Source organism: Chryseobacterium carnipullorum (genome assembly GCF_900142785.1).
GTDB lineage: Bacteria > Bacteroidota > Bacteroidia > Flavobacteriales > Weeksellaceae > Chryseobacterium > Chryseobacterium carnipullorum.
Genome location: NZ_FRCD01000016.1, coordinates 138429 through 149948, shown reverse-complemented (window position 1 = coordinate 149948; position 11520 = coordinate 138429). Strand labels below are relative to the sequence as shown.

12 protein-coding genes are annotated in these 11520 nt (G+C 38.4%); 4 read left to right on the top strand and 8 right to left on the bottom strand.

Annotated features, from left to right (window positions below):
• Positions 1 to 369: 369 nt before the first annotated feature.
• The 4 genes from BUC06_RS17855 to BUC06_RS17840 all read left to right on the top strand — a co-directional run bounded on the left by BUC06_RS17855 (position 370) and on the right by BUC06_RS17840 (position 3384).
• The gene (locus BUC06_RS17855) at positions 370 to 798 is read left to right on the top strand and encodes a hypothetical protein (protein WP_034751574.1); all 429 of its coding nucleotides are present in this window, start codon (positions 370 to 372) and stop codon (positions 796 to 798) included.
• A gap of 157 nt (positions 799 to 955) precedes the next feature.
• The gene (locus BUC06_RS17850; protein WP_073335352.1) at positions 956 to 1486 is read left to right on the top strand and encodes a hypothetical protein; all 531 of its coding nucleotides are present in this window, start codon (positions 956 to 958) and stop codon (positions 1484 to 1486) included.
• Between the two features lie 101 nt (positions 1487 to 1587).
• Positions 1588 to 2190: a DUF4468 domain-containing protein gene (locus BUC06_RS17845; protein ID WP_073335351.1), complete on the top strand. Its 603-nt coding sequence runs from the start codon at positions 1588 to 1590 to the stop codon at positions 2188 to 2190.
• Positions 2191 to 2388: 198 nt separating this feature from the next.
• Positions 2389 to 3384, top strand: coding sequence for a PDDEXK nuclease domain-containing protein (locus BUC06_RS17840; RefSeq protein ID WP_073335350.1), 996 nt, complete (start codon positions 2389 to 2391; stop codon positions 3382 to 3384).
• Positions 3385 to 3812: 428 nt separating this feature from the next.
• Here the strand turns inward: BUC06_RS17840 and BUC06_RS23895 are convergent, their stop codons facing one another.
• The 8 genes from BUC06_RS23895 to BUC06_RS17800 all read right to left on the bottom strand — a co-directional run bounded on the left by BUC06_RS23895 (position 3813) and on the right by BUC06_RS17800 (position 11519).
• On the bottom strand, positions 3813 to 3974 hold the full coding sequence (locus BUC06_RS23895; RefSeq protein WP_164463393.1) for a hypothetical protein: 162 nt from the start codon (positions 3972 to 3974) through the stop codon (positions 3813 to 3815).
• Positions 3975 to 4535: 561 nt separating this feature from the next.
• Positions 4536 to 6809 carry a nitric-oxide reductase large subunit gene (locus BUC06_RS17830; RefSeq protein WP_065722174.1) on the bottom strand — a complete coding sequence of 758 codons (2274 nt, stop codon included), beginning with the start codon at positions 6807 to 6809 and terminating at the stop codon, positions 4536 to 4538.
• 414 nt (positions 6810 to 7223) lie between these two features.
• Complete coding sequence (locus BUC06_RS17825; protein WP_065722173.1) at positions 7224 to 7676, bottom strand: hemerythrin domain-containing protein; 453 nt, start codon at positions 7674 to 7676, stop codon at positions 7224 to 7226.
• Positions 7677 to 7987: 311 nt separating this feature from the next.
• Positions 7988 to 8707 carry an iron-sulfur cluster repair di-iron protein gene (gene ric / locus BUC06_RS17820; RefSeq protein ID WP_065722172.1) on the bottom strand — a complete coding sequence of 240 codons (720 nt, stop codon included), beginning with the start codon at positions 8705 to 8707 and terminating at the stop codon, positions 7988 to 7990.
• A 44-nt stretch (positions 8708 to 8751) separates the two neighbouring features.
• Positions 8752 to 9069 (bottom strand): c-type cytochrome, encoded by a 318-nt coding sequence (locus BUC06_RS17815; RefSeq protein WP_394363684.1) that lies wholly within the window; start codon positions 9067 to 9069, stop codon positions 8752 to 8754.
• A gap of 368 nt (positions 9070 to 9437) precedes the next feature.
• Complete coding sequence (locus tag BUC06_RS24185; RefSeq protein WP_065722170.1) at positions 9438 to 9809, bottom strand: multicopper oxidase domain-containing protein; 372 nt, start codon at positions 9807 to 9809, stop codon at positions 9438 to 9440.
• A gap of 12 nt (positions 9810 to 9821) precedes the next feature.
• The gene (locus BUC06_RS17805; RefSeq protein WP_228423807.1) at positions 9822 to 10862 is read right to left on the bottom strand and encodes a class I SAM-dependent methyltransferase; all 1041 of its coding nucleotides are present in this window, start codon (positions 10860 to 10862) and stop codon (positions 9822 to 9824) included.
• 225 nt (positions 10863 to 11087) lie between these two features.
• On the bottom strand, positions 11088 to 11519 hold the full coding sequence (locus tag BUC06_RS17800; protein ID WP_065722169.1) for an RrF2 family transcriptional regulator: 432 nt from the start codon (positions 11517 to 11519) through the stop codon (positions 11088 to 11090).
• Position 11520: the final 1 nt, after the last annotated feature.

Genomic DNA, 11520 nt, shown 5'->3' with positions numbered 1-11520 from the left:
TGAAATATATAAATGTGCTTATATAATAAACTGAGATTATACTTCATCATTCATGCATTACAATTTTTTAAGATCTAAAAAAATAAGAAATGATTTCAGAACAGAAAAAATATTCCTCTAAAAGAATTTCTTATTGAATTTCAGACTGGTGAATAAGTATATTGTTACAGCATAAATATAATATATATCGAAAATTTAGACAAAATTTAAAATTAGTCTCACAAAACGATATTTACTTTTGATAAAAATAAGTGTAAAAGTCATTAACTAAGTGTCAATTAAGTTCCGCAGCTCAAAATTTTTTTCCATTCACATCAAAATAATTCAATATTTTTGGAGTTTTAAATTTAGATCACATTTTTAATTTTTATGAAAAAATCAATAGCTCTTATAGTTGCAAGTACTCTGTTCTTACAAAACTGCAAAGACGATTGTTATACCGTCCCTGAACCTACAGTTTTTGAATTTGTAAATTCTTCAGGCGAAAATCTGATTCAAAACGGAGTGCTTACCAGTAGCAACATTGTTGTACAGCAGGATAATGGAAATGGAAATTTTGCTGGAATTAATGTGGAAGTTCGTGATGATAAAAAGATTTTATTAAAAAATGTAGGTTTATTTGATGGTACGCGAAATTACAATGTTTATCTAACCTCGGATCCTATAAGAACTTTTAATTTTAAAATATCATCTAATCAACTAACGGGCGATTGTGATGGTTATGAAATTAATGAATTAACTATAGAAAATATACCTTCATCTGTTGATAATGGGTATTATAAAATAGTTGTTGATTAAATCAATTAGGTGAATTTTAATCATACATACTAGTTTTTCTTTTTCAAATATTTAGTTTTAGTGTTAGATGAGATTAAATTAAATCTCAAAAAACGATTCTAATAAATCCGAAACCTCAAAATATTTTCAACAATATATATGTCAGCAATTTATGCCAATGAGACCATTTAAATATGAATTACAAGAACTGAATGAATTAAATCTTCCTTTTTACACAAGAATTGGACTTCTTAGTGTTCGTTTTGCAGAAATAGAAAGTTTGATTACTCATATAAACGAAAAATTAATTAATCCTGGCGAAGAATTGATAAGTCATATTCTTATCAAGGATAACTCGCTCCACACAAATTTAGAACTGATTAAAAAGCTTTCTTCTATGCGTAGTTATGAAGAAGAAAATATTTTAAAAATTGTTTCAAAATTAAAGCCTTTACAAAGATTAAGAAATTCATTTATTCATGGTGTTTGGCTTGATGTAATGGTTGAAAAGAGCGAAACTTTTATTTATTGCACAGATCACAGATGGGTCGTTAAAGAAAAGAATTCACAACAGACAACCCGTACAAGATATTCTAAAGAACGATACACAATTCAAGATTTGGAGAAGCAGATAAAAATAGCAGATGAAATATTGTTTGATCTGAAAAAACTTTGGGAGAATCTTTATGAGATCAGTTATTTTGAATAAATAATAACTAAAACCTAATTTATTCTGATTAAAACCCAACAATGAAACTCTTTTGAGTATTCTTTTAATAGTAATGTTTTAAAATCTCAAAAAACAATACGATGCAACAAACATTAATTAAATTACTTCCCGAAAACGCTAATTATATTATTATGAAAAAAATTATGCTTTTACTGTTACTAATGTTTGCAAATTTTAGTTTCGCACAGAAAATAACTGTCACTCAAACAGGTTTAAAAGACTCGGAAAATATTGAGAAATCTTTTGTAGTAATTCCAGCAGAAGGTAAAACGGCTAAACAGTTATATGATGAATCTTTAAAATATATAAATAAAAATTACAAAAGTGCTGACAATGTTATAAAAGGTAAAACAGATGGCGAATATTTGAAATTTGTGACTTCTGCGCCAAATTTTATCACAATTAAAAATGGATTTGCAAGAGTACCATTTACAGCAAAATATACAACTGAACTTTCTTTTAAAGATAATAAGGTAAAATACGAAATCATCGAACTAGAAATGAGCAGTGAAGCAAATTATCAGCTAAATTTTACGGGAAGTGGAATTTCATTCTTCATCTTTAATAAGAAAGGTGAATTAAAAAAAGAAGATGCTAAAAATAGTATTGAAGAGTATTTTAACGCAAATATTCTTTCTTTATCAAATTTTTTACAAGGTAGAACAGTTGAAGATAAGTGGTAACGTATAGCCTCTACTCAACCATCGCAAAACGTTCGAAACGTTTCGTAGATAAAAATTTGTCTCATAAAACGATTAATATCATATTTTAGTTTTCTAAATAAATTGCTGAATGTTTGGCGTGTTAATAAATTAATAAAATCTGAAAAATGATCTTTTGGTTAGCTAACCTACCCACAGTAAATTTTGTAATTTTGATAAATGATAGAAAAGACACCAGAATTTAATCAAGATCTTTACAGTTCCATTGCAAAAATTATTGTTGATGCCAAAGACCAAGTTTATAGAAAGAGTAATACTATATTGCTGAAAATGTATTGGGAAATTGGACAGCTTATTATTGAGGATGAACAAAATGGTCAACTTCGTGCAAAGTATGGTAAATCAGTCTTGAAGAATCTTGCTAATCATCTATCAGTAGAATTTGGAAAGGGATTTAATGATAGAAACCTTAATAATATGCGAGCTTTTTTCATCGCATTTCCAATTTGGAACGCAGTGCGTACCGAATTGAGTTGGACTCACTATCGAATTATTAGTAGAATTGAAAATACTGAACACAGGATACAGTATATAGAACACTCCATTGAAGGAAACTGGAATACCAGGACGCTTCAAAGAAACATTGACAGCCAATATTTAGGACGATTATTAAAATTTCCGGAATCAGAAAACAAAGAAATATCCAATTATATTAAAGACCCTTATATATTTGAATTCTTAGGACTTCCTTCAGACATATCACAAACTGAAACTCAAATAGAATCAGCTTTAATTACTCATCTTCAGCAATTTTTAATGGAGTTAGGGAAAGGGTTTGCATTTGTTGCTAGACAGCAGCATATCGTTACTGATACTTCAGATTTCTATATAGATCTAGTATTTTATAACTATTACCTTAAATGCTTTGTGCTTGTAGATCTTAAGACTCATAAGCTGACTCACGAAGCCATTGGGCAAATGGATATGTATGTAAGAATGTATAATGACCTTAAAAAAGGAGTCGATGACAATCCCACAATAGGAATTATTTTATGTACCGAAAAAGATGAAACAGTAGTGAAATACTCCGTAATGTCAGAAAATGAGAAGCTTTTCGCAAGTAAATACAGAACATATCTTCCTGACGAAAAAGAACTGAAAAATTTGATAGAGGCAGACAGAGTGAAATTTGAACTGGATAATCAGAACTTATAAAATACATAACCTCTTAAAATATCAAAAAACGATATATTAGCTCATCACAAACTAATACAATAGTTAAATATTATACAGTATGGACTTTAAAAGAATAGAAAAAATTTCATTAGGTGCGCTAATAATGACTGTAATTATATTTCTAATGGAAATTAATTTTTACGATGATATTAACTATACGACCAATAAATTGAACGAAATATTATTTTGGTCGTTCATAAGAGGTTTAGTAATTTCCGCAAGTGTTTATATCGGAAACCAATATTTTTCAAAATTAAAGGATAGGTAATGTTTTTAGGAGTTTTCGATTTTGAATATTTTTCGCAAATTGGAAATCACATTTTATTTCCTAAATAAACATTCTTTATTGATAAATTTTAAATTACAATCTCAAAAAACGATCAAAAAAATACTTAATTTCTGATTATTTAAAACAAAATATTCGGTTTAACATGTCCTGAAGCTCCCTTAGCAAGAAAAACAACTTTCCGGTTTAATGATTTTGCCTTTTCCAATGCTTTAATTGCTTTCTGACGTTCGATTTCTTTTGTAATACCAGATGTGTTCTCTAAGTTATTCGAATTTTTCATATTTAATGGGGTGTTTAAATGACTTACTGTATTATAGCATAAAGCAGACCATTAATAAAAATTATGACGGTTTTGTAGAATAATATTATCTTATATAGTATCTACCTGAGTAAATACACATTTTAGAATATTTAAGAAATAATTAGTATAATATTGCAATCTCAAAAAATGATAGATTGCCAAGACGCAACTCCTTATTAAACTGCGCTATTTTTTTTTGATGATAAGATCTTGGGTGGCATTTGAATTCATATTTATTCAAATTTATCATATAAAAGCACCTAATACTCCTTCGGACATTAACTAACTGCGATTTCGAAGATATCTGCTTCAAGCATCGACAGATTTCTTATTAAGAATAAAAGAGGAAAACGTATCTATACCTGAAAGGGCGTCTGAGATTCTTATCTTTACAACCCTAAATCAACCAGAAGTGCATGCGTAACCCTAAAAAAAGGAGATGATTCCCGGTAATAAAAAACCACCGGGAGCATGAAGTTCAAAAGTAAATACTTAAGATAATTCATACTCCGGACGGTTTAATAGAATTGACGGGGTCTTTTACTGATGATGGGATTCGTCATCATGTGCGTGGAGCTCTTTCAAGTGTTTTTTACGGTTCAGTGAAAAGACAAACCAGACAAAGGCAAAGAGTCCGACGGCAAAAATCGTGTCGCCAATAATACGGAGCCATTTGATGTTATCCATTCCGGGACCTTTCAGAAACTCCGCAGAGCGGGCATACCACATTCCTTTATTTACACTGGCAATGGCCTGCAGGATCCCCATTGGCAACAGGCTCAAGACGAGCATCAGCATCAGTCCGATATTAATGGACCAGAAGGCAAAACCAATCAGCTTATCATTCCATTTCTGTATACGGTACATGCTACGGAGTGTAAAAAGCATAAGACCGATACCGAGCATTCCGTACACCCCAAATAAGGCTCCATGGGCATGTGCCGAGGTGGTGTTTAACCCCTGAATGTAATATAACGCTATTGGCGGATTGATAATAAATCCTAAAATTCCGGCACCGAAGAAATTCCAAAATGCGACTGCCACAAGACAGTAAATGGGCCACTTATAATCTACAAGCCATTTCGTAGCTTTGCTTAAGCGGTAATTTTCGTAGGCTTCATAACCTATCAAGACCAGTGGCACAACCTCCAGCGCACTGAATGTTGCCCCTATTGCCATGATGGCGGTGGGCGTTCCACTGAAATACAGGTGGTGAAATGTTCCCAGAATTCCGCCCGAAAGAAAGATCACCGTGGAGAGGATTACGGTAAGGGTGGCTGTCTTGGTACGCAGCAATCCCAATCTGACAAAAAGGAATGCTGATACGACGGTAGCAAAAACTTCGAAGAATCCTTCTACCCAAAGGTGGACCACCCACCAACGCCAATATTCAGCAATAGCTAGATTTGTCTGTCTGTCCCACATCAGCCCGGCTGCATAGAATATTGCAATGGCTGCGGAAGCGACAAGAAACATGGTAAGTAACCCTTTCTCTGCGGTTTTGCTTCTTATGACGGGAATCAGCGGTCTGAACATCAATGCAAGCCATACGAACAGTCCCACACAGAGGAAAATCTGCCAGAACCTACCAAGATCAACATATTCATAACCCTGATGACCGAACCAAAAGTTGGTTTCAAGTCCAAGTTTTTGCATCACGCCCATCCACTGGCCTGCCATAGAACCCAATACTATGATGAGTATGCAGATAAAAAGAAAGTTGACGCCAAGCTTTTGATATTTAGGGTCTTTTCCTGCAACTGAGGGTGCGATGTAAAGACCTGTCGCCAGCCACGCTGTCGCAATCCATAATATGCCGAGCTGCACATGCCACGTCCGGCTGATCGAATAAGGAAGTGTGCTTGCCAAGTCAAAACCATAGAAGGCATCACCCTCAACGCCGTAGTGAGCAGTAATTACCCCTGCGGTAACCTGAATAAGAATCAGTAGACTCACCACCCAGATGTATTTTTTAATTGCCAGCATGGAAGGGGTCAATACCTGGCGCATCAACGGATCTTCAACAGGCATTTCGGGCAGATGGTCCTCGCGCAACCGTGCATGGTACAAGATCATTCCGCCGACTCCTATGAGAAGCAGAATGATGCTGACACCGGTCCAGATCAGAAGGTTGGCTGTGGGTTTATTCCCCACCAGTTCTTCAGCCGGCCAATTATGCGTATAGCTTATTTCGCTGTCGGGACGTTCTGTAACACAGGCCCAGGTGGCCCAGAAGAAGAATCCGCTCATTTGGCGCATCCGTGTCGGATCTTTTATCGCGTTTTTTGGTATGGCATAATTATTTCGCAGCTCGTCCAGTTCAGGATTTTCCATAAAGAGTCCTGCATAGTAGCGATTCAGGTACTCGATGGCTTCGGCGCGCATGGGCGTAACGGTGATATCGCCGGTTTGGGGATCGTAAGTGTTTCTACGGAGTTCGAGCTGAAGTCTGCGTTCCAGTCCGGCCTGTTTTTCGCTTGCCAGGGTTTCATAGGATGTTCCGTATTCTGCTTCTGACCATCGGTTTAAGATATAGAGTGCTTCACGGTGAAGCCAGTCGGCAGTCCAGTCCGGCGCAAGGTAGGCTCCATGTCCCCATACTGAGCCAACTTCTTGTCCACCCATGCTTTGCCAAACGTTCTGTCCGTCTTTGATGTCCTGTCCTTCAAAAATTACCTGTCCTGTTGTAGTAACGACACGTTCCGGCAGCGGTGGTGCCTTCTGATAAATTTCGTGGCCGTAATACCCCAGAATTCCCAACGATATCGTTGTGATTAGGATAAACGTAATCCATAGTTTTCTTTCTTGATTCATGAGATTGTTGATTTTGGTGTTTATAGATGCAGTGATTAGTTCTAAAATTGCTCTGGAAGTTTTTTGCCAAATGAGATTATGTTCAGCTTATCGCATGGAAGCGGCGTGGCATTTTGATGTCGAACGTAAATGATCCATCGGTTTCACACCGATGCCAGTTGCAAAGCCGGATTGTAATTCAATGGGGCATTGCAAAATCTGAAAGTTAGTTTTTAAATTCGTGTGTGGTATTACTTTCATCGTCAGTATTTTTTGTAAGGTACGATTCTAAACTCGGAACTAATGGATTTACAAATAATTATATATCTAAATTACCGCTGCCCCACGATTCTATCGTATAGCGATATAAATCCCGGTACTGCGCCTTCACAAAAAGATTTACCTACTGCTTAAAAACGTATACTACGGCTTTTTTCACTTCCAAAACTCATCGGCATATTCCTCCCCAAAAGGCTTATGAAGGTCGCGCAGTTGCTTACCAATTTCATTTAAGCTGGGGTTACCGAGCATTTCTTCCAAATGCGGAAAGAGGGTACGCTCCTCAAAACGGATATGAGATTTCAGGGCTGAAGCGAATGCAGATAAAAGCTGAAGATTGCCGGACTGACTGATGCACTTCACAAGCTTCCTGATTTCACCGTGCTCGCCGTTCAGCTGTCTTTGCAGGCTTTCTTCTGGGGCTTCCGGAAGAACGTTATCTTCGATATCGAAATGGTCGCTAAGATGGTACTCCCAAAAATAAATGACATAATCTCTGATGCGCTCATAAGCAATATTCTTCTTAATGCCTTCTCTGATTTTCCAGCAGCAGAGCAAACCAAAATGATGATCCCGTGAGAGCAGCATTAAATTTTCGTTTCTTTTCATTTCCTAACATTATAAAAAGAGTAGCCATAAAAATGACCGTTCTTTTGGGTTAAACCTTATCTTTTTTCTTTCGGTGGCCAGCAGGTTTTTGCGTGCAATAATGAAGATCACCAGTGCAATATCTGCGATGTGACCCCAAATACTGCCAACGGATCGACTTACGACACATTTCGTCCGTCTCTATGGTCCTGAACCGCGCCGCGATTTACCTCCGTTCTTACAAACTCATCGAACGGGCTAATTTTATGGTCAATTTAGGCGCCGTAAAAACAGGTGCAACAAAGTAACCCGTGAGCAGGTTTATGCTTAAATTATACAGTTAATTCCTGTTCCAGATCGATCGCTTTGGGGAAAAGAATATTGTTTTCAAGGTGAATGTGCATGTGCAGATCGTTTTCAAAATCCTCCAGCATCGCATATGTCACGCGGAACGTGTTGCAGCCATCTGCGGGAGGTGTATATTCGTTTGTCAGTGCTGCGATACTGCGCAGGCGCTCGCCTTCTGCGGTGTGCTCGTGCTTCATCATATTAACGGGATTTTCAACCGTTCCGAAAGCAGGTGTTGCGAGAGCTTCGCCCGCAATCTTTGTTTTTACCATCTGCTTAATGAATGGAAAAAGAATGAGTTCTTCTTTCTTCATATGTGCACTGAGATCGTGAGCCGAACCGTCAAATAAGGCTTTGACCTCAAAAAGTTTAGGATGTCCCGCACCATGTACTTTGCAGAGTTTATCAAGAAAAGCCTGTAGAATGGGCGTTTTTTCTTCCACATACCGGTGATGCGTTTTCTCCACATAATCTACCAATAAATCCAAGGGCCAGCTGTTGAAATCAATAGAACCGCCCTCATTACTGCTTAAAGCTTCGATGTCGCTATAGATCTGCTGCGTATTGAGGTTTTTATTTTCGCATGCTTCATCAATGGTTCTGCCACCCTTACAGCAGAAATCAATGCCGTTTTTTTTGAATATGGCTGCTGCCCGGAAATCCTGTGCAACGATATCGCCAATAAAATCTGTTTTAAGATTCATAATATATATTTTTATCTGTTTTGTTAGCTTAAATTTTTTAATGCTTATTTCTTAAGCGAAAGAATATATCTCACCATTTTCTGCGCATTGTCTTTGCTGAGTCCGGCGTGCGGTGCCATCGGTATTTCGCCCCAGTTTCCTTTACCGCCTTCGATTACTTTTTGAGCAAGCATATCAAGATCTGCTTCGGAATATTTCGCAGCAACATCCTGATAAGAAGGCCCCACGAGTTTTGCATCCACTTTATGACACGAAAGACAGTCCATACCTGCCAGAAGTTTTTCGCCGTCGGCTTCGGAAGTTGCTGCTTCGGTTTTTGCGGCAGTCTCAGCGGGAGCAGCGACTTGCGGTTCTGGGATCATGACATTCGATTCGGGCTGGTTGGAGGCTATTTCCTGTTTGTCGGCGCAAGAATTTAACGCAAAGGCCAGGAATGCTGTGGTAAGAATTAAGTTTTTCATTGTATACTATTTAAAGGTTATAATTCGATCTGTTGTTTAATTTTGTTGGCGGTCATCTGCGTATCGGCACTGAGACCGTGTTTCTAGAACGCATGTAAACCTTTGCGCGAATAAACACATTCCGTTGGCGATATGCATTCCGGCAGGTACTGTTGTACAATGGTAAACATATAACCCAAGGTTGCTGGCGGCTGTAAAAGTAAAAACCGCGTCTTTTCCGGATGCTACAAAACTTCCCCCAGTGCCGCCCCCAGGACCATTTACATCATTCAGATCAATATTGTGGGGAATGTGTTGTTTTCGTTATTTTTAAGATGCAGTTCAATCTCATCGTCCGTTCTGGCCCGGATAAATGCCCCCGGTACCGTTCCGTTGAACGTCCAGAAGTTATATTGCGTACCGTCGGCCAGCTCGCCTACTTTTTCAATGACTTCAAGATTCACGATGAGTTCTTTTGCTTTTCTGTCGCTTACAGGTGCAGGTACATTCGGCAAAGACGTGACGGGTGAAATATCAGGATTACCCTGTGCTTCAATAGCCTCGCTACGATCACTTCCGGCGGTATTCTGGGTGTTCTCTTTGCAGCTAGTGAGGCTAAGAGAAAGAAGAACTACTGCTGTTTTAAACCAAGCTTTTTTCATAATAACTGTTTTTTATATTTTTTGGGCGATAACGGAAACTGCGCAGAGATGTTCCTCATATTTTTTAAATACGTTTTTCATCTGTCTGATCCGGGACCGTATGTCGGGTTGGGTGATGATATTTCTAACAATCGTCATAAAACCCCCAAATCCTTCATCACTGATCAATCTGCCAGGTTCCAGCAGATGCATTGGTGCCGTCTCTACGTCAGTAACGCGGAAACCCTCTTTCTCCAGCAGCGACCGCCATTCTTTCACCGTGAGAGGACGGGCGTTTACTTTGATAACAGAGGCTAGCTCTTTTTGTATAGCGGCTTTTCGGTTTTCATCCAAACTGTCCGGTGCTAAACCTAATTCGTGGATGGCGTATAGACCACCAACGGTCAGAATCCGGTGCGCCTCTTTGATTATTTCTGATTTTCTGTGATCGGCATGCATGCTCAGCATAGCTTCGCCATACACTTTGTCTGCAGACCCATTTTCCATAGCCGTTTGGCTTGCGTTCCCTAGGACGAAGCGTGCAGCCACCTGTTTAAAGGTTTTACTTAAATAAGCTACCGCCTCAGGGTCAGCATCAATTCCGACATACGAAGCGGGATATTGCTGAAGCGCTAAATTAGCAGTATACCCTAGGCCGGGCGCGAATTCGACCACACGGTCAGTGGCAGAAATTTTCAGGTGGTGCAGCATCTTTTGAGTGAGATATTTGCCACCCGGACGTAAAACTTTCTTTCCGACTTTTGCGAGCAACCAGTGTCCCGACATTTTATCAATATTTTCGGTATTCATTATTTTGATTTTTTTAGTTTGTAAAATTATTAGGGTAATGAGTAACATCCATTTAAGCACTTCCGAATAAATAAAAACATTGTGCAGGTCTGTAGACTGAAGCGGCGCGCCTTTTATGAGCAAATCTACGCGCGCATCAATTACTGTTAACATCCATATTTTTTGGAGCAGCAAAATAAGAATCAGCACTGCGATGTTCAGCCAGACCCACCTGGAAGTTTTTGGGTTTAGGATCGCAATGAGGATCATCGCACTAGCCAACACGAGCTGGGTTTTGATGGATGCATCGAACACCAGCTGACTCAGCTTCAGAGCAAATTCCAGCGTAATCCACCCCGAACCTGAAATTTAAGAGGTGTTTCTATAAAACTAACCGCCGTTACCATTCCGAGCCAAAAATGGAGGAGGCTATAAAGCAGAGGATTTCTTACGGGAATATTCATGACTTTAGAATTAATACCTTTTTGTCTTTTATTATGCTAAATTTTTTTACCTTTTGAGGAAGGTTAAATTCAAATCCAGATCTTCCACAAACAAGGATATCGGCGATCCTTCCAACATTTCTTTAATACTGTTCCGAATCCGCTTGAATTCATTATGAATGCTGCACGGATGATTTTCCGAACACTTTTTAAGACCAAGCCCACATCCTGAAAACAGTTTGTCACCATCCATTTCCCGCACAATTTCTGCAACCGTAATCTTGCGGTGCTGCTCATCCATATAAAATCCACCGTTCGGGCCTTTTGCAGACTGAACAAAATCTTTTCTGCTCAGATCCTGCAAAATTTTAGCAATGAAATATTCGGGAGAATCGATTCCGCCGGTAATTTCTTTGATGCTCACCCTGCTGCCGTCCCTCGACTTCTGGGCGATATAAATCAGTGCACGGATCGCATATTCACAGGTTTTAGAAAACATT

What these genes read in the sequence shown, in the direction of transcription:
- BUC06_RS17855 (WP_034751574.1), top strand. Translation starts at nt 370, where the DNA reads ATGAAAAAATCAATAGCTCTTATAGTTGCAAGTACTCTGTTCTTACAA.
- BUC06_RS17850 (WP_073335352.1), top strand. Translation starts at nt 956, where the DNA reads ATGAGACCATTTAAATATGAATTACAAGAACTGAATGAATTAAATCTT.
- BUC06_RS17845 (WP_073335351.1), top strand. Translation starts at nt 1,588, where the DNA reads ATGCAACAAACATTAATTAAATTACTTCCCGAAAACGCTAATTATATT.
- BUC06_RS17840 (WP_073335350.1), top strand. Translation starts at nt 2,389, where the DNA reads ATGATAGAAAAGACACCAGAATTTAATCAAGATCTTTACAGTTCCATT.
- BUC06_RS23895 (WP_164463393.1), bottom strand. Translation starts at nt 3,974, where the DNA reads ATGAAAAATTCGAATAACTTAGAGAACACATCTGGTATTACAAAAGAA.
- BUC06_RS17830 (WP_065722174.1), bottom strand. Translation starts at nt 6,809, where the DNA reads ATGAATCAAGAAAGAAAACTATGGATTACGTTTATCCTAATCACAACG.
- BUC06_RS17825 (WP_065722173.1), bottom strand. Translation starts at nt 7,676, where the DNA reads ATGAAAAGAAACGAAAATTTAATGCTGCTCTCACGGGATCATCATTTT.
- ric (WP_065722172.1), bottom strand. Translation starts at nt 8,707, where the DNA reads ATGAATCTTAAAACAGATTTTATTGGCGATATCGTTGCACAGGATTTC.
- BUC06_RS17815 (WP_394363684.1), bottom strand. Translation starts at nt 9,069, where the DNA reads ATGATCCCAGAACCGCAAGTCGCTGCTCCCGCTGAGACTGCCGCAAAA.
- BUC06_RS24185 (WP_065722170.1), bottom strand. Translation starts at nt 9,809, where the DNA reads ATGAAAAAAGCTTGGTTTAAAACAGCAGTAGTTCTTCTTTCTCTTAGC.
- BUC06_RS17800 (WP_065722169.1), bottom strand. Translation starts at nt 11,519, where the DNA reads ATGTTTTCTAAAACCTGTGAATATGCGATCCGTGCACTGATTTATATC.